The sequence below is a fragment of the Paenibacillus sp. MY03 genome (assembly GCF_002165585.1).
In the GTDB taxonomy this organism is placed as follows: Bacteria; Bacillota; Bacilli; order Paenibacillales; family Paenibacillaceae; genus Pristimantibacillus; species Pristimantibacillus agaridevorans.
The window spans coordinates 221,795-242,285 of sequence record NZ_MXQD01000011.1; the positions used below are offsets into that span (position 1 = coordinate 221,795).

Annotated in this window: 22 protein-coding genes; 6 read left to right on the forward strand and 16 right to left on the reverse strand. The window is 46.6% G+C overall.

The annotated features are described in order from the left end of the window. Nucleotides 1-28: 28 nt before the first annotated feature. The 4 genes from B1748_RS13580 to B1748_RS13595 form a co-directional block, all read right to left on the reverse strand. Complete coding sequence (locus B1748_RS13580) at nt 29-595, reverse strand: hypothetical protein (RefSeq protein WP_087568456.1); 567 nt, start codon at nt 593-595, stop codon at nt 29-31. Between the two features lie 673 nt (nt 596-1,268). Further along, the gene (locus B1748_RS13585) at nt 1,269-1,655 is read right to left on the reverse strand and encodes a VOC family protein (protein ID WP_087568457.1); all 387 of its coding nucleotides are present in this window, start codon (nt 1,653-1,655) and stop codon (nt 1,269-1,271) included. Nucleotides 1,656-1,938: 283 nt separating this feature from the next. After that, entirely contained in the window at nt 1,939-3,216 is a 1,278-nt protein-coding gene (locus tag B1748_RS13590; protein WP_179215576.1) for an ABC transporter permease, read from the reverse strand. Nucleotides 3,217-3,228: 12 nt separating this feature from the next. Further along, on the reverse strand, nt 3,229-3,960 hold the full coding sequence (locus tag B1748_RS13595) for an ABC transporter ATP-binding protein (RefSeq protein WP_087568511.1): 732 nt from the start codon (nt 3,958-3,960) through the stop codon (nt 3,229-3,231). 363 nt (nt 3,961-4,323) lie between these two features. On the opposite strand from B1748_RS13595, the gene B1748_RS13600 reads away from it, so the two are divergent. Further along, nucleotides 4,324-4,653, forward strand: coding sequence for a PadR family transcriptional regulator (locus B1748_RS13600; protein ID WP_087568459.1), 330 nt, complete (start codon nt 4,324-4,326; stop codon nt 4,651-4,653). Further along, nucleotides 4,650-5,342 carry a VanZ family protein gene (locus B1748_RS13605; RefSeq protein WP_087568460.1) on the forward strand — a complete coding sequence of 231 codons (693 nt, stop codon included), beginning with the start codon at nt 4,650-4,652 and terminating at the stop codon, nt 5,340-5,342. Before B1748_RS13600 ends, B1748_RS13605 begins: the two co-directional genes overlap by 4 nt. 81 nt (nt 5,343-5,423) lie before the next feature. Here the strand turns inward: B1748_RS13605 and B1748_RS13610 are convergent, their stop codons facing one another. Continuing rightward, entirely contained in the window at nt 5,424-5,684 is a 261-nt protein-coding gene (locus B1748_RS13610) for a hypothetical protein (RefSeq protein ID WP_087568461.1), read from the reverse strand. Between the two features lie 499 nt (nt 5,685-6,183). On the opposite strand from B1748_RS13610, the gene B1748_RS13615 reads away from it, so the two are divergent. Then, nucleotides 6,184-7,239 (forward strand): stalk domain-containing protein, encoded by a 1,056-nt coding sequence (locus tag B1748_RS13615; RefSeq protein WP_087568462.1) that lies wholly within the window; start codon nt 6,184-6,186, stop codon nt 7,237-7,239. Nucleotides 7,240-7,405: 166 nt separating this feature from the next. Here the strand turns inward: B1748_RS13615 and B1748_RS13620 are convergent, their stop codons facing one another. The 6 genes from B1748_RS13620 to rlmH form a co-directional block, all read right to left on the reverse strand. Next, nucleotides 7,406-8,038 carry a DUF4145 domain-containing protein gene (locus B1748_RS13620; RefSeq protein WP_087568463.1) on the reverse strand — a complete coding sequence of 211 codons (633 nt, stop codon included), beginning with the start codon at nt 8,036-8,038 and terminating at the stop codon, nt 7,406-7,408. 411 nt (nt 8,039-8,449) lie between these two features. Then, nucleotides 8,450-9,640, reverse strand: a complete 1,191-nt coding sequence (locus B1748_RS13625; RefSeq protein WP_087568464.1) for a DUF6575 domain-containing protein — start codon at nt 9,638-9,640, stop codon at nt 8,450-8,452. Between the two features lie 15 nt (nt 9,641-9,655). After that, nucleotides 9,656-10,042 carry a hypothetical protein gene (locus tag B1748_RS13630; RefSeq protein ID WP_087568465.1) on the reverse strand — a complete coding sequence of 129 codons (387 nt, stop codon included), beginning with the start codon at nt 10,040-10,042 and terminating at the stop codon, nt 9,656-9,658. Nucleotides 10,043-10,235: 193 nt separating this feature from the next. Next, nucleotides 10,236-11,333, reverse strand: a complete 1,098-nt coding sequence (locus tag B1748_RS13635) for a phosphomethylpyrimidine synthase ThiC (protein WP_087568466.1) — start codon at nt 11,331-11,333, stop codon at nt 10,236-10,238. After that, nucleotides 11,306-12,661: an SIR2 family protein gene (locus B1748_RS13640; protein ID WP_179215577.1), complete on the reverse strand. Its 1,356-nt coding sequence runs from the start codon at nt 12,659-12,661 to the stop codon at nt 11,306-11,308. Before B1748_RS13640 ends, B1748_RS13635 begins: the two co-directional genes overlap by 28 nt. Before the next feature lie 132 nt (nt 12,662-12,793). Continuing rightward, nucleotides 12,794-13,273 (reverse strand): 23S rRNA (pseudouridine(1915)-N(3))-methyltransferase RlmH, encoded by a 480-nt coding sequence (gene rlmH, locus B1748_RS13645; RefSeq protein WP_087568468.1) that lies wholly within the window; start codon nt 13,271-13,273, stop codon nt 12,794-12,796. A 260-nt stretch (nt 13,274-13,533) separates the two neighbouring features. On the opposite strand from rlmH, the gene B1748_RS13650 reads away from it, so the two are divergent. Further along, the gene (locus B1748_RS13650; protein WP_087568469.1) at nt 13,534-13,689 is read left to right on the forward strand and encodes a DUF1540 domain-containing protein; all 156 of its coding nucleotides are present in this window, start codon (nt 13,534-13,536) and stop codon (nt 13,687-13,689) included. 192 nt (nt 13,690-13,881) lie between these two features. Here the strand turns inward: B1748_RS13650 and B1748_RS13655 are convergent, their stop codons facing one another. Further along, complete coding sequence (locus tag B1748_RS13655; protein ID WP_087568470.1) at nt 13,882-14,049, reverse strand: CxxH/CxxC protein; 168 nt, start codon at nt 14,047-14,049, stop codon at nt 13,882-13,884. Between the two features lie 109 nt (nt 14,050-14,158). Next, entirely contained in the window at nt 14,159-14,752 is a 594-nt protein-coding gene (locus tag B1748_RS13660) for a TetR/AcrR family transcriptional regulator (RefSeq protein ID WP_087568471.1), read from the reverse strand. 228 nt (nt 14,753-14,980) lie between these two features. On the opposite strand from B1748_RS13660, the gene B1748_RS13665 reads away from it, so the two are divergent. Next, nucleotides 14,981-15,739, forward strand: coding sequence for an SDR family oxidoreductase (locus B1748_RS13665; protein WP_087568472.1), 759 nt, complete (start codon nt 14,981-14,983; stop codon nt 15,737-15,739). A 1,085-nt stretch (nt 15,740-16,824) separates the two neighbouring features. On the opposite strand, the gene B1748_RS13675 is transcribed toward B1748_RS13665, so the two are convergent. Beyond that, entirely contained in the window at nt 16,825-18,258 is a 1,434-nt protein-coding gene (locus tag B1748_RS13675; protein ID WP_087568474.1) for a S1C family serine protease, read from the reverse strand. 135 nt (nt 18,259-18,393) lie between these two features. Between B1748_RS13675 and B1748_RS13680 the strand changes: the two genes are divergently transcribed. After that, nucleotides 18,394-18,615: a hypothetical protein gene (locus tag B1748_RS13680; RefSeq protein WP_087568475.1), complete on the forward strand. Its 222-nt coding sequence runs from the start codon at nt 18,394-18,396 to the stop codon at nt 18,613-18,615. On the opposite strand, the gene B1748_RS13685 is transcribed toward B1748_RS13680, so the two are convergent. After that, entirely contained in the window at nt 18,548-19,390 is an 843-nt protein-coding gene (locus B1748_RS13685) for an MBL fold metallo-hydrolase (protein WP_087568512.1), read from the reverse strand. The genes B1748_RS13680 and B1748_RS13685 overlap by 68 nt on opposite strands. A gap of 300 nt (nt 19,391-19,690) precedes the next feature. Beyond that, nucleotides 19,691-20,455, reverse strand: a complete 765-nt coding sequence (gene yycI / locus B1748_RS13690; protein ID WP_087568476.1) for a two-component system regulatory protein YycI — start codon at nt 20,453-20,455, stop codon at nt 19,691-19,693. Nucleotides 20,456-20,491 lie beyond the last annotated feature (36 nt).

The window sequence follows — 20,491 nt, forward strand, 5'->3', positions numbered from 1 at the left end:
AGGGGCCTCATATCCCCTCACAGCCTTATTACAACTGATAGGGCGGAGCTTTTCCGGCTACAATATTATCAGGATGAACCTCTGCCTGCTCATAATCATTCATACGGAGAAGGATATACTCAACTTCTTCTAACGGCATTTGTAATTGTTGGCTGACTTCATAAAGTCCCATATTCTGCGTAAGAAGTTCCCGTGCTTGATTTATCTTTCCATCTAGCCAATTGTTTTCCAACATCCAACTTTTTATCTTAGCTAAAAATTGATTTTGCGTTTCCTTATCTGCATACTTCTTATATTTAGCAACAGACTCCGACATATAAGTATAGAGATAAATCCCTAATGCCTCACGTTGTTCATTTTTAGACATCAGTTGATACCGTTCATAGGTAATGCTCATGTCTAACGCTAAAGTATTATCATTGCTATCAAAGCGTCTAAATGTTTTTCGGCCATAACTTTCAGGTAACACACGCCAGACAACAATGATATCATACGGAAACTGCCATGTTTCTGCTACTTCTTCTAATGGTAATAGTTCATCACTCAATTGACCTACACACGTTCCATGTGTGTCTAGATAAAAAGCTAGTTTCATTCATGCCTCCTTCTTGTAGACAATATCAATCTCACCGGCAAATTTGAACTCATTATATACTATCAAAGTTTTATCAAACATGACATCTAAGAGGGCTGCTACTTATTCCACAGATGATCTTGTTTTCTTAATATGCACAGAAGGCCACCGAAGTAATTGGCGGCCTTATTATCGGTATTCAACTATCGTTCTCCGTTAGAATGGATTCTTGAGGCATTTTTAGATTTTTTCTATCGGGATACATAAGTACCTCCCTTTAGAAGCTATTAATTCTAGTTTGCTTCTTAATGAAAGGTTTTATTCTTTATCTTGTATTGTACTAGCGTCTCCTATTACCGAAAAACCTGTTGAACTCTTTCAAACATGCACTTTTTGAGCAACATCCCATAAGTATCCGAATGGATCCTTTAATCTTGCTCTTATGTCCCCCCAGAAAGTCTCTTCGGGTTCGATCGGTTAGACCTCGGCATCTCTATTTGTCATCTTTTGGATGAGCCTATAAACATCCTCAACATACATATAAAAAATAACTTGTTGAATATGTTCACTAGTTGGTCCAAATGCATCGTCGTTTCTTTGCTTAGCGTAAGATTAAGACCTAGTCTAGGATGGTTTGGAATCTCGTCATTCTCAAACCTATCTTTTTTTCTCTTCTTGATACTCTCCTTACCCCTTACTCCATCGGGATTTCATGATATAACTCGATTAAGTTTCCTGCGGGATCTCTGAAGTTCACACTCCTTATCCCATATTGTCTAGAAATCGGCTCCGATAAAAAATTAATTTTTTCTTTCAGCTCCAGAAATGACTTGTCTACATCCTTCACCTGAAACACAAGTACCATACGATCATTAAATTGATCGTTTACAGAATGAGCCTCGTTGATTGCATCAGCCATGGTCTTTCTATCAAAAAGAGCTAGCGTGGTGTTTCCTGCATTGAAATCAGCATATCTGCCCTCTTCTGTGCCCCATATAGGTTCAAATCCCATTACATCCCGATAAAATATAAAACATTCTTTAAAGCAATCCACTAATAAGCGAGTGTGAGTTAGTTCCATTTCAATGTTCCTCCAGACTCATATTTTTATAATAGATGCCCAACACCTTACAATCACCATTATAGTTTCTATGTCACTCTTGTTGATTGTAAAAAACGGACTGACTTCAATAAAACATGTATGTTACCTCAACGAATAACGGCAACCGATCGCTTGGCCGGCTGCCGTAATGTCGTGGTACTATTGACTCCCGTTAATTGAATCTTCTTATGTGGTCTGCTCCTTCAGGAGTCTTGCCCACATGTAGAATATACGAAATGGAAGCTGCGCCTCCAGAACTGTCCTACGCGATCTCCTTCTCCTTCTCCTTCTCCTTCTCGCGCAACTTCATTCCCACCTCACTTCTGCTTATCCCCCACCAAATCAATCCGCATACCACCGCTGCAGGAACAATTGCCCATACCCCGGCCCACCTGTACCTTGCCAAGCCCGACCAGATGGACAGATGAGGCAGCAACAGCCAAAATCGTGATAACCGAATCGCTCGTTTGACCGAATCGCCTTTCCATGGAAACTGTGCCACGAATTCCTCAGCGTACCACTGCTCCCATTGCATGCGCAACCATGAAACACCGATGATGAAGAATCCTATTATTAAGGCAAAAGCAGCGGGCGGAGACACCAGTGTTGATGCGTACGACGTTACAAACAGGAATCCGATCCACACCCGAAGAGGCATCATAGATCGCAAAAAAGCTTTCAATCTCATCTCGGCCAGCAGCGTACCCGCATCCGTCCCTCCAAATAAGCGTTGGGAACGCCTGAATAACAGCGGACGCTTCACTTTAACGATGGGCTTCGAAGGTATGATACGGCTCATCAAGAATTCCGTGCTGCTCAATCGCGCGTTGCGTTCGCTTCTGACCTCGGCCTCATAATGAATGCCTGTTCGCAAGCACACGAACAACGACAGCAGGAATACGAGTGACATGCCAATCCAGGCTGGTAGGAAACCGGATGAGCCAGGCGAGAGCATAAGCATCGGTATCAGATAAGCTGCCGCTAATACGATCAGCGTCACGACTTGCAGCAGCCATTGCCGCCAACCTCGCGCGATGTTTTTCAACTGATGGAAGACCATGGATATGAACATTCCGTAAAGCCAAGCATACAGATATGCTGCTCCGATATGCTCCCATTCCATTCCCCCAGCCTTAATCAGAAAAGGTAAGAGTATAGCAAAAGGAATCAGCAGCACAAGCGCCTGCTTCAAGAAGGAATAGAACATGCCGTATCGCTTGAGCATCTGTAGCCATCTTGGCCGTTGCAACAGGAACAACCGATCCGCTTCCTCCACATAGGTTCGAATACGTCCAAACGCCATCAATACAAAAATGACGATCGGGTACAGCGCTGTCCAGGGAATATCAATCGCCCATTCGGGCAATCGTTGCCAAAGCTCCCGATAAAGCCCGCCGAATATGACGAGACCTGGAATAACCAAATATATCCATACCGTCCAATCAAGTACACTATTCCATACCCGGAATTGCTCCTTTCCATTGTTTTTCAACCGGATAAGGAATAAGCGTCCTGGTGTTAACAATGTCTTGTTTAACATCATCTTACCTCCTTACGTCAAAGCAAGGAAGCATTCGGATAACGCGGCATCCTCCGGGCATCCCGCATCTATTCTAACCTGCTGAAGCGTACCTTGCGCCACGACGAACCCTCCATTGATGAGCACGAAGCTCTGGCAGATTTTTTCAGCGGTATCCAGCACATGCGTAGACATCAGCACACCTGCGCCTCGTGAAAGCTCGCTCATCAGCAGCTCAAGGAAGTCGTTTGTAGCGCGCGGGTCAAGTCCAACGAATGGCTCGTCCACTACATAGATATCCGGTTCCAGCAGGAACGCGATAATAAGCATCAATTTCTGTTGCATGCCCTTAGAGAAGTTCACCGGATACAGATGTTTTTGTTCTGTCAGTCTGAACCGGTCCAGCAGGGCTTCTGCTTTGCACTCAAATTCGCCTTCCTTCAGTCCGAATGCGCTTGCCGCAAGCCTCAGATGCTCCCACAGTGTAAAATATTCATAATATATCGGCTGCTCTGGCACATAGGCATAACGTTTGTTCTTGCCTCCCAGTTCAACTTGCCCCTTCACATGGGCCAGCAGGCCAAGAATTGTCTTCACTGTCGTGCTTTTGCCCGCTCCATTCGGACCGATCAACCCAACAAGCTCGCCCGGTGCAACCCGCAGTTGGATATCTCGTATTATTGGTTTATCCTCTTCATAGCCCGCCTCATCAATCGCTATACGCAATACATATTCTTCAGAATTTGTTGTTTTCTCTTCGTTCATCTTAACCACGACATCAGCTCCTAACTCAGGCATACTACAACTATTAATTCCTTTCCTGTCTATGCATTACGAAGCAGCCATCCACCTGGTAACGGCATTTTGTTCAAAGCAACTCAAGTCGAAACAGCCACGCATCCTTGGCGGTGCGATGCGATACTTTGCCGAGAAATATAGAGGAAGTATGGTGAACTTATATACTTTCCTAGGACCAATAAGCAAATATGTTGGATTTCAACCGTCGATGTAATGTTGGATTGAACTAACGTTCTTTGTTAGGAAATCCTATATGGAGTGACCCGAATTGAGTCATGCTACTTGTATAGCGACATATGTCGTTATACAATGTATATGGAGGTGAATAACATGGACAAAGAGATCTTAAAAGGCAGCATTGATATACTTCTTCTCTCCGTAGTCGCACGTAAGGATACTTACGGTTACGAAATTGTCCAGCAGTTGAAAGAGCTTAGTCGCGATACGTATCAAATGAGCCAAGGAACGCTTTATCCTGCGCTCAAAAGGCTTGAAAATAAAGAACTACTTCGTTCCTATTGGGTAGACAACGATTCAAGCGGACGGAGGAAATTCTACTCGCTCACAGAAACCGGACGGGCGGAGTTGAACGATAAACTGGCAGCTTGGGATCAAGTGCATTCACTGATCCAATCGTGCAGAAAGGCGGGCTTTGCTTGAAAGATTTTGATACATATTTAACGAATATTCTCAAAAACGTTGACGCCTCATTGGAGACAAAGCATGACTTGTACGCAGAGTTCCTCGATCATCTGGAACAACTACGTAGGAGCTATGTCGCAGACGGAGCAAAAAATGAGCACGCGATAAAGATGGCTATTGACGATTTTGGCGAATCGGAGCTTGTGGGAGGCTTGATTAACAAGGCGATATCACCGAATCGAAAATGGCTGCAAGCCTTGTCGTGGTTCGTCTTTACGTCTTATGCGCTAATCGTTGTTTACCAACTATTCTTGACCCAAACGCGACTTATACTACGCAGCATGGGACAACCTCATCCCAACTTGACTCCGTTCCAAAGCATTCTGCTATACGCCAACGGTTACCAGAATTATAATTTTGATACTTGGTTTTTTAATCTCTTCGGCAACGTGCTGCTATTCGTTCCTCTCGGATTCATGCTGCCGATCCTGTTCGCTAAAGCGCGGCGTTTCTCTACGACCATCTTTTGGACGATGCTGGCCAGCCTCACCATCGAACTGACCCAGCTAGGTACGCGGCTCGGCTCCTTTGACGTAGACGATCTCATCTTGAACACCCTCGGAGGTGCGTTTGGATATGGAGCATGGATAATATGCGCTGCGGTTTGGCGGCTTGCATTGCGAAAGTTGCGTACTTCACTGGAATAATTGGAGAAGACAAAGCACAACGAATAGACAGTCGATCTTACTGGCGGTCTATTCGTTGTGCTATCTTTTCTGTTAATGTAATCAGTCTTCATTTTCACTTTCATTCTGTTGAGTTATTTTGTTTTGTTTGTAACGCACAATGGCCACTGGTAAGTTCCCAATTCCCATAAGAAAACAAAGTATAGGTGGTATCAACTGTGGCAACGAAGGGTAATTTGGTTTCCCGTCGCCTACAGCTCCGATTTTAGGTTGATAAATATCCCAATAATTATAAAGCACCAAGATTACCGGCAATATAATACATACGACACATACAGCTATATGAAATACAAATCTGTTCAAAAGCCATCCCCTCCAAACAGCGTAATAGACCTCCTTATAAATCTCAATGTAATGTTATATTTATCCTTTTATTGGAGGTTGTGTTAAATTTCCCCTTAGGTTGATGAAGGCCCGTTAGGCCGATTTTATTTATTGACGTCCTTCGAGCGTCAACTGACTCTGCTCCCCTGTATGTGAATCATCTCCAATTGAAAACCTCTTCAACTGTCCGGACCGAGGAGCATTGCTCCAAAGTGTGAATATGGTGTTAACTGATCCTGAATTTCGGAAAGAAAGCATTTATAAATCATCTAAAAGGACATAAACTAAGGGATTTCTTAAGGGATTTTCTCTTGTCCTAACTGGTATTTGATCAAAATCATGTGTATGATGGTCGCCCAAAAGAAGCAGAGAAAAGCATACCATCCAATGTCCTTGAGAGGTGATCCAGGGAAAATCAGCAAAAACACAACTTTTTTTGACGAGGGGGCGTTTATATTAAAAAGGAAGGATGTGCACAATGAGGAATTTGAGGTATTATTTTGCTGGCTTCTTGAGCTGCGCGCTATTGCTGGTTTTAACCGCTGCAGTCATGCCCAACACGATTCAAGCCAAGCTGTTTAAAAGCAAAGTAACGATTCACAATGGTAGTACAATCGTAACCATTGACGGTACAGGAGCGGACGGCATCATTAACTATAACAACAAAACCTATGTCCCGCTACGCTTGTTTGCGGAATCGATGGGGGCACAAGTAAAGTATGAAGCTGCTTCAAGTGCAAATGGTAATGTGCATCAGATTGAGGTTTTTAATCAGTTGTTTTTGGACAAACTGCGTTTGAGCGATCCGGGTGGCTATGTAACCATTGGCAACCTTGCAGGTAAAGAAGGAGAGACGATAACGGAAGGAATTATTAAAATAAACAAGGATCTGAAGGGTAAGATCATTAGAATTTTCCCAATTGATGCCGATGGGCAGTGGGGGAACTACTCAACCTTTGTGTATATCGATAATCAGGCTGCACAGCCACCAAAAGCAGGTGAAGTGAGAACGTTCCAAACCCAGGTAGCCCGGTCGCCGATTGAATCCTATCGGGTATCCGTTGAAGATGCCGTGAACAAGTTCCGCTCTGATCCATTGCCAATCGATTTTAATACTAAACCGTTCTTCGGTAGATTGGTACCGGCAAATGATAGTGGTCCCTTTATAAAAGGCAAGATCATCGCCTATTCGTTAGATTTCTATAATACGAGTGGCAACACTGTTGTAGTCGATCCTGCCCCGTTATACTTTGTTGTCTATGAGGAAAAAGAAGGTGTAGGAAAAGGAAAGCTCGTTTACAAAGAAAAAATTACTGATCTACAAGGAAAGCTACTGCAAGGCGAAGGTTACCAAGCAACGCTGATGTGGAACCAAACAACGAATGACGGCAAACCTGTTGTAGCTGGAAAATATTTGGCCGGAGTCGAAATTCCAGAGAAGATCAGCTATTCAAATGAAAAAACGAAAACAAAAGAGAGCTCCCAGCTAAAATTCCAGTACGGATCCTTGTTTTCGCTTGAAATCAAAGGATGAGGGGCGCGTAATTTTGCCCCCTGTCAAGGGGCTTTTTAAAAGGAAATGATGAAGCTTTACTAGACGGAGAAAATAAGTCTATAGCTGCATTGGCTCTCTGAGAATATGATGTTTAGCGAAGTTACCTCTTCATTGATGTAACTACATACATATCGAAAGCTTTATGTTAGTTTGTTACCCCCATATTTTCTCGTCGAGCTTTTAGGTCTTTAAATCTTGGTCTAAGATGGTATAAAATTTCCATTATAGATTGTAGAAAATCTAGTGAGTCGTGGGCTTCATTAATAGTTATCTTTTCTTCAGTTGCATGTGCGCCTTTATTTCCTAGAAATCTAAGTTCTTCAGACCAATCAAGCAAATCATCACTAATAAAACCATTTTCCTTCATTTGTTTTAATCCATCAAATACCGTTTTCGTTCCTGGAACAAAGTCTTTACATACTGCTTCCAGAGCCCTTCTAACCATTACAACAGTTGCAATTGCAGCTTTTGCTTTTTCACATTTCAATGCCTCTTCATACGATTCTTTCACAATAATTGGTACGTCATATGTTAGTATTCTCTCATCTTTAGGAAATACACACATATCATAATCCCAAATTTCCGTTCCCAGCCCAAAAAAATCTTCACGATAATAAAGTGAAGGATTATTACAATTAGTACAAGACACTAACGCATATTCCTTATCATTTTCATTCTTTTTTGTCCCTTTATATAAGTATTCGCCATGTATAGAAAACAGTTTTTTGTCTTGACACTTTGAACAATATGCAATAATTGGACTTTTCTGTGTGGTCATCTACAAGCTCCTTAAAATGAAAAATGAAAAACAAATATTAAAATCACATTACAGTCGTTGTATTACTCTAGGTAATTTCGCTTATCATCATGTTTACTATGATATAGCCTCCCTTTTAGCCTTTTCTCTATATGAGAATTATCTTCCATATCAATGGATAGGAACAGGGCGAATATATGGCGAGATAATCTTTTCTCCCCCAGTTTTTCGCCTTCACAGGCACTATTCCCAGATTAATCTAAGCGCCCGATACACGTGCCCCAGCAGAGCACATGTAATAAGTCATGTGACCGAAAGGAGCGCTCGGTCGCGATGTTCTTAGGATATGTAAGGTTATCCGCTGAATCTGCTTCCCCGTTCTCTCGAACCTAGAAAACGCAAACTAGACCACATTTGAGTGATCTAGTTTTCTTATTTATTTTCTTTAATATTTAGCAGTGAATAAGTAACTTTTTCTTCACTTGTTGTTGGATTTATCTCTAAAGTTTCCTCAATTTCTGCAATAACATTATAAGTAGGAACTTTAAAGAAGACACCACTGTCCACTTGACCTAACAAATCATCAGATAAAGTACCTTTGTAAGTCTCTCCTTCAATTGATACGAATTCAAAACTGGAACGCTTCTTATTTTTATTAATCTGAACACCTATTAAGCGTAAATCGCCCATCAATTCTAACTTTTGAACAGTGTCCTCTCCCTCTAAATCCATAATCCCTATTGCAGAACGAATATCCTGTATTGACAAGCTCGCTACCCTTTTCTCCCTGAATGGTGAACCCCACTCTGCTTTGAAAGAGATGTTTGCTTGTTCAAGCGCTTGTAGAAAAAAACGGTATCGTGCGATGGATCGACTTTGCAATTTCTTTAATATTGCTAACAGATCTTCCTTACTAGCACCCGCTTCTATTAGGTCCATTAATGTACTCAATGCATCGTGTACAGAGGTAGGAATCACGCCATTGTGTTTTGCCTCTAGCCTTATGCCAACAGACGCAGCGAAATTACCAGCATAGTACATGGTGACTCCTTCTTTTGTAGATGCTGGAATTCTCCCTCTTGTTGCAGCATCCTTATGGGCTAATGTCTCCAACATACCTTGAGATCGAAGTAGTATAAGACCTAAATCATTTACCGGAATTGTTTGAGAATGATGACCGTCATTTAAGTAAAGCAGGAAGACATCTCTAAAGGTTTGTTCGGCATCTCTAGCTGCATCCAAATCTAAGACAGGAAGGCGTCTTTCAGGTAGACTTAAAACAACATCTTTTGCTGGTAGGTCATGTTCAACCAATTCATTACAATAACGTATTTCTGCTGTACCTTTTGACTCATCATATGGAGTAGTTATCTCCCAAATCCATCCTTGTTCTGCTAATAATAAAGAATCCCTTAATGAAATTTTACCAGTTCGAACAAACTCCACTCGTAATTCAGTTGAAGGTATAAGAAACCATTTCTCACAGAACTCATCATCATCAACAAGGTGAACTACGTATTTTGAATTAGTCTTATCGACACATAAAAAAATATATGGTCTATCATAAAACAAAAAATGTTCAATAACACTCATGATTCCTAAAGGTGTAACGAAGGGTTCCATACGATATCTCCCCTGTTAGATTACGCTAAAATGGTCTGTTACTACTTTATCCTTAAAAACCCAATATGTTAAATGTGATGTCCTTTCTTGCACAGGCGTATTTCTCGACATTCCGTATTCTGGATTAGTTCTTCCAACAGCGATTTTCTTCTTCGGCAAGTTATTACGCTGAAAGTAAATAGAACCTGCCAGTACCTCATTTTGTCGAACAGCGTCGTCATATAATTCAAAGACAGATAATCCACACGCTTGGCATGCATCCCCTCTTACTTTACGCCCTTGCTGGGATAAGGCAATAAAATCATTATCCAGAGGGGGATTATTGTCAACTAAACGAAATACTTCTACTGACTTCCCTTCAGCATTGATTGGACATCCTTCTGGGAAATGCTCCGGCCACATTATAATAGTATCCTCCAGAATGGTGAAATATTAAACATAGTGTTTTTTCAATATTTTACCACGTGCAACGCCATAAGAATAGTACATTTTTCCTACATGTTTTTCGCCGTCACTTATGGTAAGGTATGATTCACCACGATCTCTGCAATGAAAAGTCTCCATATTCAACCTATACATTATCAAATATATAATACTATAGAGGGCATACTACTCCACAGCGCGCACAGCCTTTCCCTTTTTTCCCAATAACACAACTCCTGTTGTCAGAGCGCTGCTGGGCGATGACATAATCATCATGATCATCTGTAAGAAGGTGTAGATCTATAATATGTGCGGCCACTTTGGCAGTTTGTACTGCCTCCACAGTGGAATTCAAAGTAGGTACTCCCCCAGTATGTTCTTCTCGCGTCACTGCCGCTAGGATATGTGCCGCTCCTGCCATCCCCATCAAAGTTGCACCAATTGAGCTGGAGATGTGGTCTTGCCCGACTGCAGTATCTGTGGGAATAGGTCCCAATGGCATGATAGGATACCCACTCTTCTTCAGTATCGCTGCCACCTTATTAATATCGGCAGGCCGTGCATGTCCTGGAGATTCAATTACTACACCTACGCCTAACTTAGTTAACATCTCAGCTAGTCGTAATTGTTCGCGAATTTCTGCTTGCTGCGCTTCATCGAATGAATCGAAAATATTCGCCGAGCGAAAACTTGCTCCCAAGCTAATGATAGTACCGCACTTCCTAGCCGCTTCTGCCAATTCATTTAAGATTTGCATGTAGGCATTCTCATTTTCCCATCCACGAGCCTCCAAATCTCGGATAATGATTCCACCTCCTCGTGATGTCCAACGAGTCAAACGGCGGGATGTCATATTCACAATTTCTCTGCTAGGCGTCGGATGTATAGTGATCATGCCGACCCCACCCTCTATATGCTCGAGTGCAACATCCAATAGCCTTCGCGGATCAATTCGCTCTGTCTTATCCCTGGCCATATAGACCGGGAGGGTTGAAGCTATAAAGGGGGTCTCTTCAACGAGATATTTCCAAAGTGGTTTACGTTTATCGGGAGGTGATACAATACTAAGATCTCCTACTAGCTCTGGTCCTTTTTCTAGGTCAGCCAAAGCGTTAATCTTTCTAATTTGAGTGTCATAATCCAACAAGCTACTGCTTCCGACCAATGCCATAACTAGGACCCTGCATCCGTTACCGGCTTTAACCCATCCGTTTTTTGTTCGGAACCTGATCACCAGCGGATCTATTGATGAATAACTTTCTGAATACATTCAATCACATCCTCTGGTTCAAGTTGAAGCGACTCCGCTTTAGTTAAATATTCCGGACAAGTTTCTTGAAGCTTATCCCGAATTTTTTTATTTTTCGTTAAGAAATCAGATGAACTACCTACTGTATCAATCGTTACTGGAATTATGAAACAGCCTAAGCTAATTGCCGTTTCAACTTCCAACTCCGTACCCATTCCCCCGTCAAACGCCAATACTACCTGTGCTGCCTTTAAAGGATCCGCTCTCCATTGTCGCAAAACTGGTAATAAGTCTCGATTATTAGACAAATTTTCGTGTGCAGCGTATGGATTTGGAAAAGTTTTAATCCTAGCATAGGCATCCCCATGTAGCAAAAGTATTCTCTCCATAAAAGAACTAATAACATGACGACTTGCACCTGTCGATTGGCCGTCCAAAACTATAGAGTTTGTTTTTTCCGCAAGTAAATGTCCCACACGTGTTTGAAAATCAGAATTATTTTCATTCAAGTGTGAACCTGTAATATAGATCGATGGGCCTCGTGATCTTCTAGCAATTTCAAAAAGGATCCGGGTGATATCAGGAAAATCATTTACCAACAGGCATTCGATACCAATTCTCCGCAGATTATTAACCCAAAACTGCTGACGGGTCTTCTTATCCGAATCCTGTTCTAGTTTCTGTATCATAAAATGCTCACGAGGAGCATTTTTACTCAAACGACGTGCTTCGACGAGGATATTATGCGTATCGGGATCACCGTATGAGTATCCGACAAAGAGAAATGATTTATGTAGTAGGTCCATCCTTAAGCGCTGTGAAATAGCCGGGCGTTTAACAAAAAAATCTTCGTAGTCTTCTTGGGTAATTACTATCTCGTCCTGGTTTGAGCGCTCAATGCAACCATGCATTTTCACTATTTCTACCGAACTCGTACGAGACGCTCTTGCAATGACATCATCATTGGTCTTGACCTCTACCATATATAATTCATTAAATGCCTGCTCAAGCAGCGTATCATAATTCGTTGTCCAAAGAGAGGTATTATTCATCCAAGTAAGAGCTTGATGATATGGATTTGTTTCATATCTTCTTCTCAATTTTTGCCTAATGTTATCAATGAGGGGCCCTCTATTGCCCCCTGAGTAATTCATAAGATATTGTGCAAACAAAATCAGATCATCATTCCTAGTAATATCTATATTAAGCTTTGATTTAACCATTGGTTGGATTAACTCGTACCAATCCGGAAGTCCCGACTGTTTGGATACGCCAGACCCGACAAAAACTGATCCAAAGCCATCATATAACTTTTGCGAAAACTCACGAATAAAGGTTTGTTCATTCATCGACATTGTCCTCCCTCATAACTTTCCTATGCAATATAAGACCTCAATGTTTCTGTCAAATAAAGAACTTACTTTGATGACCGTTTTTCCCCAAACAATTTCTTGAATCATTGCGACAAAAAAATTTCGCCGTCACTTATGGTAGGGTTCCCCCCGCCTAATCTTAAACGCCCTATAAACCTGCTCTAAAACCAAAACCTTCATCATCTGATGAGGGTAAGTCATCCGCCCGAAGGACAACTTCTTATCCGCCCGAGCCAGTACGGCGCGAGACAACCCAAGCGACCCGCCGATAACAAAGGCGACGGAGCCGCCGCCGTAGATGGCCTGTTTGTCCAGGTGGGCGGCGAGCTGCTCGCTCGACCATGTCTCTCCCTCGATAGCAAGCGCGATGACATGCGCGTCGGCCTTGATAGCCGCCAGGATGCGCTCGCCCTCCCGCTCCTTCACCTGCTCTGCCTCGGCGGGGCTCATGTTCTCCGGCGCCTTCTCGTCCGGCACCTCGCGCAGGTCCAGCTTAGCGTAAGCGCCCAGACGCTTCGAGTATTCGGCTACCGCGTCGTTCCAGTATTTTTCCTTTAATTTGCCTACCGTTATTAGTTGTATCTGCATCGCTGTGTAAGCTCCTTCGTGAACCAAGAGACCGGCGCCGCGATCGCAGACATACACGGACGGCCCTCGCCTTTGTTTGTTAAAACTATTGTAGTCGAATTAACGGTTCGAAGTCGACCAGCCTCCCTTTCGCGACAGCGTCTGCAAGCTCCGGGAACGCAAAGTCGCCCGATTTTCTCAAAAAGAGATTCAAATCGGGCTGTTCGAGGTATATGGAGGTACACCGTTAGACCATCCTATTGCCAAGGAGGTGAGAACTCATGGCTCAAGATGTTCTGTGCGAAGTGAATTCCTGCAAGTACTGGGCGGCAGGCAACAAGTGCAATGCTTCCTCCATCTATGTTGTCAGCCACCATGGCAAAAAGGCGAGCAACTCGGGAGAAACGGATTGCAAAACGTTCGAACCTAAAGTTTAAGCATCACCACCTGGGCAGCCGAGCCACCGGCTGTCCTTTTGCTTGCTCCCTTATATATTAACCAATAATGATAATTATTATCAGATATTCGGAAAAATTTTTCTGCCCTCGTATATCCGGGCCGCCGCAAGGCGAACCGGCCAACGCTCGGTACATCCGGCGCAGTACGGCTCACCAATTAACAGGTCCGTCTTAGACGACCAAGAACTCCGCTGCGTCCTCGCAGAAGTCGCATTTTCTCGGCGGATCCCAATCCGCGAATTGCGTTTCCTTCAGGTCCACCACATCCGGCGCATCTTCGTATTCGTCGACGAATCGTTCCAAGGCTTTTTCAATATCCGGTTTGCATACACAATACATACGGTTTCGCTTCCTATTCTACAGTTAGTCTAGTCGCATAACAGCTTTCTCCAGAATAGCAGATCAAGCAGCCCCGTGTGAAGCACGGTCATCAAAGTTTAGCTTCTCTTTACTTCCTCACATGCGTTCTTGCCGCCCCGGGCCGGTAATTCAGGATAAGCACCAGCTGCTCCTGCATATAAGCCGGTTCGTATTGAAATCCGCCCTCGATCCAGTGAAAGACGAGTCCCATAAGAGCGTTCATGGAATACGCCTGCATCAGCTCTCGATTGATCGGATCCGTCGTCTCGTGCTCCAAATCCTCGTTGGAAATCCTCTTCACTGCCGAGAACATTTTTTCTTTGACCATGGGCAATACGTCGCTCTGGAACAGAACCGTATAGGCCTCCCGTCGGCTATATATATGCTCGAACAGCTTTACCGCGGTTGCCGGCATCTCCTCCACCTTAAACAGCTCCACCTGATCGTACGGCGCGCGGAACGCGGCGATCAGCTCCTCGATCAGTTCGCCCAGCACCTCATCCAACAGCGCCTCCTTGTTCTCGTAATGCGTATAGAACGTCCCCCGGTTGTAATTCGCCTTCTCCACGATTTCCGTGATGGACACTTGGGAAAAGCTTTTGCCCGCCATCAGCGACAGCAGCGCCTCCTTCAGCGCCAGCTTGCTCCGCAAGACGCGGCGATCGACCTTGGTTTTCCCCATATGCCGCATCCTCCCTTATTTTCCTTCAAAAAGTATTCAACAATTCCCATCGCATTGTCTATTATCGAACAAATGAAAGCGGTTTATATATGGTTTGCCCCAAATTCATTATAGTATAATAACCTCAACAGATGTGCTCTATTGTACAGCTGTTCAATAATTATTTTCTCCTGCGTATCAGTCACTAGCAACAGCGCATACTAAACAAAATTCGAGGAGGAACCACTTATGAAGCTTCAAAATAAAGTAGCCGTCGTCACAGGCGCGGCATCCGGCATGGGTAAGGAAATCGCGCTTCTTTTCGCGGCCGAAGGCGCCAAAGTCGTCGTCTCCGACCTAAATGTAGAAGGAGCAGGCAAAGTCGTCGAGGAAATCACGGCGAAAGGCGGCACGGCCGTCGCGGTCGCCTCCAATGTAGCCAAGGAAGAAGACGTTCAAAACCTCATCGATTCCGCGGTCAACGAATACGGTACGCTTGATATTCTGATCAATAACGCAGGTATTATGGATAACTTCGTGCCTGTCGGCGATCTGACGGACGAGCTGTGGGAACGCGTCTTCGCGGTGAATACAACCGGACCTATGCGCACGATCCGCAAGTCGCTGCCGATTTTCCTGGAGAAAGAATCTGGCGTCATCGTCAATATTGCATCCGCGGGCGGTCTGTTCGGCTCGAGGGCCGGCGCGGCTTATACAGCAGCGAAGCATGCCGTGGTCGGCCTGACGAAAAACGTCGGCTACCAGTACGCGGTCAAAGGCATCCGTTGTAACGCCATTGCTCCGGGTGGCGTTGCGACGAACATCGGCACATCCATCAATGCGCCGAACGAATTCGGCATGGGTCGCGCCATGGCAGGCATGGGCATCAACCCTCGTACAGGAACTCCAGAGGAGATTGCCAAAGTAGCCCTGTTCCTCGCATCCGACGACTCCAGCTTCGTCAACGGCACGGTCGTGACGGCAGACGCCGGTTGGACGGCATACTAAGCCAAGCAGCATGAAGTGGGCTGAACGGTACGATTGGTGCATTCTATCCCCTTCACACATATGACTCGGCCACACCGTGTCCTACTGGGCACGGTGTTTCTTACGCGCTTCCGACTATCAGAACAGCATCCCCCACCGTTCCTATATAGATGCAACCACTCAGTTACTTAACTATCCTACTCTCACGTGGTCCTGCCACCATTTGACGCTTTTCAGCAACTTTTACCCACAACCACACACATATTAGGACTGAGCGGCCGATTATAGTGGAGAAATCCGCTTTATGATGCCGGGCTAGCACTCGATGACCAATTGTAGCGGAGAAATCCACTATATTGCGGCAGGCTGGCGTCGGGTGGCCGATTATAGCGGAGAAATCCACCATATTATGCCGGGCTAGCACTCGATGACCAATTGTAGCGGAGAAATCCACTATATCGCGTCAGGCTGGCGTCGGGCGGCCGATTATAGCGGAGAAATCCACCATATTGTGCCGGGCTAGTGCTCGATGACCAATTGTAGCGGAGAAATCCACTATATCGCGTCAGGCTGGCGTCGGGCGGCCGATTATAGTGGAGAAATCCACCATATTATGCCAGGCTAGTGCTCGGTGACCATTTATAGCGGAGTAATCCGCTATATTCTCGCCTTTTCATACTCATGCGGCACTCTGAGCCTCAGATGTGGCGATTGTACTCGCTTTTTCATACTCATGCGGCACTCCGAGCACCTGATGCGGCGATTGTACTCGCTTTTTCATACTCATTCGTCACTCTGAGCCTCGGATGCGGCGATTGTACTCGCTTTTTCATACTCATTCGTCACTCTGAGCCTCGGATGCGGCGATTGTACTCGTTTTTTCATACTCATGCGGCTCTCCGGGCCTCAGATGCGGCGTATTGTGCCGGGCTAGCACTCGATGACCAATTATAGTGGAGAATTCCGCTATAACATGCCGCCCCCCCAACACAAAGAAAACTGCCGCACTCGCAGGATCCATCATAATCGGATCCCCTTGAGTTGCAGCAGTCTTATGATACAACCGGCCGGCTACAATCCCGGCCGATGCCGGTGCCCATGCCCTCTTATTCCTCCGCCACGCTCTCGCCCAGCTTCAGCTTCGTCTTCTTGAGCTCGCCGTCCCGGTAATACGAAATTTCGATGGAATCGCCGATCTTCTTCTTCGAGTAGAGATACTTGCGCAGTTCCATCGTCGTTCCGATCGCATGGCCGTCGAAGTCAACGATAACGTCGTTGAACTGCAGACCTGCCTTCAGCGCCGGGCCAACGGCCTCCAGCACGATGACGCCTGCCAGCACATTGTCCGGCAGCTTCAGGTCCGAAGAGGTCCCGCCGGCTTCTCCTTCGCCGCCGTCAGGCTCCTCGCCATCCTTGCCTTGCTCTGCTGCACCCTCGGAGTCCTCAGCGCCAGAGCCGGAGCCCTCCTCTTCGCCAAGCCAGCCCTCGGGATCCTCGCCGAACAGATCGCCGAGATCGCCCATATCCTGCTGGCGCCAATACTGCTGCAGATCCAGCGTGTATACGCCAAGGTAAGGACGCGAGACGAAGCCTTGCGCCATCAGCTCCTCCAGCACGGGCATAGCCTTATTGATGGGAATCGCGTAGCCGATGCTTTCGACGCCGAAGTCGGCGATCTTCATGCTGTTGATGCCGACGACGCGGCCGTTGAGATCGATCAGCGGTCCGCCGCTGTTGCCTTGGTTAATGGCGGCATCGACGCGAATAACCTCCTGCTCCCAATCGATGACGCCGTTCTGATTAAGAGAGACGGGCACGACCTCTTCGATAACGCTGACGACGCCCATCGTAATGGACTCGCCCAAACCGAGCGGATTGCCGATCGCCATAACGAACTCCGCTTTGCGAAGGGCCGAAGAATCGCCAACCTCCGCTACCGTGTCGATGCCTTTGTCGTCGATCGCAAGCACGGCCAGATCGGTGATCTGATCCTCGCCGACAACGCTGGCTTCCCGTATTTCGCCGTTCGTGAGCACGGCACGCACCTTCTGGGCGCCCGCTACGACGTGATAATTGGTTACGATGTACGCCTTGCCGTCCTTCTTCTTGATGATGACGCCGGAACCCACTCCCGCTTCCCGCAGGATACCCTCGCCTTCCTTCGCGTCGTCTTCCAGCTTCTGACCTCCCAGCCCGAAGCCGAAGAGCTGCTCGTTAATAATGCTGACAACGGCTGGACTCACCTTGGCCGCGGCATTGATAGCCCGCTCCGACGGGTCGCCCGTCGCTACGAGCCCGCTCGGCGTCGAGCCGCCCATGCCGCCTCCGCCTCCCGGAGCGCTTCCGAAGCCCCCGAAGACCGCTCCAAAGATCAACGTCGCCGCGACGGCGCTCGTGAACGATGAGATGAACGCGATTCGCACATTCGACCACTTGCGTTCGCCGCTTCTGTATGGAAACCTGGAGTCCTCTTGCCGGCTTTGCCGGACGGTTCGCCTGGACACCTTGGTGGAATAAAAATCGTCGTCGAAAATGCTCATCGGAATCGCTCCTCTCCTTGGAACCGAACCTTATCTCTTTTTCATAATCTAGGAATGTTTTCGGAAGAAATGACTAAAATAATAATAGATTAGAGGCAGCCGCAACAACATTTTTTTACACTAGGAGAGATGTTCATGAAACAAAGCACGCCCGCCGCCTGGGAGCAGGTACAACTGGCGGCCAAGCTGGCCGACCTGAAGGATGACCATTACCGCACGGTACTAACGCTGAGCGCCATGCTGGAGCTCTTGATCGACAAGGGCTTGCTGTCCCGCGAGGAGCTTGCCGTCAAGGCCGAACAGCTGGACGAGCAACTGGAGAGTCTGATCGCCGCTTCACTTCATCCCATGGCGTAGGACGGTCATGGTATGTATGACGCAGCGGGAACTCCTCCTGCTTATAAAATATTCCGTGATTCTCCAATATAGAATTGACCGTGAGCATCGCCAGATCCATTTGATTATGATCCAGACTAAGATGGGCCAGATACACCCGCTTCGTCCGGTCGGTCATCAATTCCAGCAGCGCCTCGCCCGCCGCCACGTTGGACAGATGGCCCACGTCGCTTAAAATGCGCCGCTTAATATTCCATGGATATCGGCCCATGCGCAGCATCTCGGTATCGTGGTTGGACTCCAGCACAAGCACGTCCGAATCGATAATTTGCCGTCTCACCTTCTCGCTGACATAGCCGAGATCCGTCGCCAGGCTCAGCTTCTCGCCATCCTCTTCGAAGCAATAGCCAACCGGCTCCGCCGCATCATGCGAGATCGGATAAGACTGCACCTGCAAAGAGCCGAAGGTCAGCGCTTCGCCGGACTCCATAATCGTTCGCTTCTCGGGTGCGATCGTCCCGATCAGTCGTTCCATGGCTCCCCAGGTCGCTTCGTTGGCGTAGATCGGAAGCTCGTACTTCCGCGCGAGAGCGCCCAGTCCCTTAATATGATCGGAGTGCTCATGCGTCACAAACAACGCATCGATCTCATGGCAGCCGATACCCTGCATGCGCATAAGCTCCTCGAGCTTCTTCATGCTTAGCCCGGCATCGATGAGTACCGTAGCCCCATTCCCCTGCACGATCGTCGCATTTCCCGTCGAACCGCTTCCAAGTACTGTAAATCTGAGTCCCAAACCGTCCAATCCCTTCTCCTGCTACCCATTGGCAACACTGATATCGCGGGCCACATCGTTCGCATTCGACGACCTCTGCCCTATCCCCAAGCCAACTTATCCTCTTCCTATTATACCTCTATCAATCTCATATCTACTAAGTAATTTGAAACGGTATCTATTAAAAATCGCATGAAATAATAGCAGGATTGGACTCCCTCTATCTAACCATGTGGAGCCCGTCTCCATCCATACGAACTTATTCCCAATTGGATATGCTGCATGTCTAGTCTTGCACCCTCTGGTCCGGTAGTCCGGCGTCTATCCGCCAGACTTGGCGCCGCCTTCCGCGTTTCCATCTTCCGCGCCATCCGTCGTTACTTCGCCGCTTATGGCGTGCACGTAAAAGATCTTGCCGTCCTCCAGCATCACACGCCATGACGGCGCCGACACCTGCTTCTCCGAGTCGAAAATTTGCCCGTGATAACCGAGCTGAATATCCGTGATAACGGACCCTTCCTTCAAATACGTCTCGATCAGGCTCGCCACGACCTTTGCCGCGGGCAGCACCTGCTTCTCCTCGCCTCTGCCGATCAGCTCGATCCGATCCTGCAGGTAACCCGTAATCTTAAGATTGCTATTGTACAGCTCCAGCTTAACGTTGAACATAGGGCGCCCGTCAACCATTCGATGATGGACGAATACGCCTTCCCTGCTGTTGTGCAGATCGTACACATAATGCTCCAGCTCCGGCACTTCGTCGCCGATAGCCCGAATCAATCCCTGCTTGTTGAAGTTAAGCGCGCTGTCGACAGGCGTCTCAAGCTCCGTAGGCTTAGATTTCTGATGGACATCGGAATGGAGCAGATACGTCAAGTCGCCCAGCTTCGGCGTATCCGACGGCAGGTTTGCCGATAACGTTATCCGCTTCTGCTGCATCAGCACCACCTTATCCTGCGGCAGCTCCGCCGAATTCACGTTGGCGTCCAGCTGCTCCCGAATATCGTTCCACAGCTGATAGCCGAGCAGCACATTCAGCATCAGGAACGAAATAATCAATACGCTCTTCGCTCTGCCCCAATCCAATCTCCATCACCTCCTGTTTCTGTCATGCCGTCCCCC

Coding starts and splice junctions, on each gene's coding strand:
- B1748_RS13655 (WP_087568470.1), bottom strand. CDS start 14,049: ATGTATTGTGTATGCAAACCGGATATTGAAAAAGCCTTGGAACGATTC.
- B1748_RS13640 (WP_179215577.1), bottom strand. CDS start 12,661: ATGAATGAACAAACCTTTATTCGTGAGTTTTCGCAAAAGTTATATGAT.
- B1748_RS13585 (WP_087568457.1), bottom strand. CDS start 1,655: ATGGAACTAACTCACACTCGCTTATTAGTGGATTGCTTTAAAGAATGT.
- B1748_RS13635 (WP_087568466.1), bottom strand. CDS start 11,333: ATGTATTCAGAAAGTTATTCATCAATAGATCCGCTGGTGATCAGGTTC.
- B1748_RS13590 (WP_179215576.1), bottom strand. CDS start 3,216: ATGTTAAACAAGACATTGTTAACACCAGGACGCTTATTCCTTATCCGG.
- B1748_RS13625 (WP_087568464.1), bottom strand. CDS start 9,640: ATGGAACCCTTCGTTACACCTTTAGGAATCATGAGTGTTATTGAACAT.
- B1748_RS13675 (WP_087568474.1), bottom strand. CDS start 18,258: ATGAGCATTTTCGACGACGATTTTTATTCCACCAAGGTGTCCAGGCGA.
- B1748_RS13665 (WP_087568472.1), top strand. CDS start 14,981: ATGAAGCTTCAAAATAAAGTAGCCGTCGTCACAGGCGCGGCATCCGGC.
- B1748_RS13580 (WP_087568456.1), bottom strand. CDS start 595: ATGAAACTAGCTTTTTATCTAGACACACATGGAACGTGTGTAGGTCAA.
- B1748_RS13615 (WP_087568462.1), top strand. CDS start 6,184: ATGAGGAATTTGAGGTATTATTTTGCTGGCTTCTTGAGCTGCGCGCTA.
- B1748_RS13620 (WP_087568463.1), bottom strand. CDS start 8,038: ATGACCACACAGAAAAGTCCAATTATTGCATATTGTTCAAAGTGTCAA.
- B1748_RS13660 (WP_087568471.1), bottom strand. CDS start 14,752: ATGGGGAAAACCAAGGTCGATCGCCGCGTCTTGCGGAGCAAGCTGGCG.
- B1748_RS13650 (WP_087568469.1), top strand. CDS start 13,534: ATGGCTCAAGATGTTCTGTGCGAAGTGAATTCCTGCAAGTACTGGGCG.
- rlmH (WP_087568468.1), bottom strand. CDS start 13,273: ATGCAGATACAACTAATAACGGTAGGCAAATTAAAGGAAAAATACTGG.
- B1748_RS13595 (WP_087568511.1), bottom strand. CDS start 3,960: ATGAACGAAGAGAAAACAACAAATTCTGAAGAATATGTATTGCGTATA.
- B1748_RS13600 (WP_087568459.1), top strand. CDS start 4,324: ATGGACAAAGAGATCTTAAAAGGCAGCATTGATATACTTCTTCTCTCC.
- B1748_RS13630 (WP_087568465.1), bottom strand. CDS start 10,042: ATGTGGCCGGAGCATTTCCCAGAAGGATGTCCAATCAATGCTGAAGGG.
- B1748_RS13680 (WP_087568475.1), top strand. CDS start 18,394: ATGAAACAAAGCACGCCCGCCGCCTGGGAGCAGGTACAACTGGCGGCC.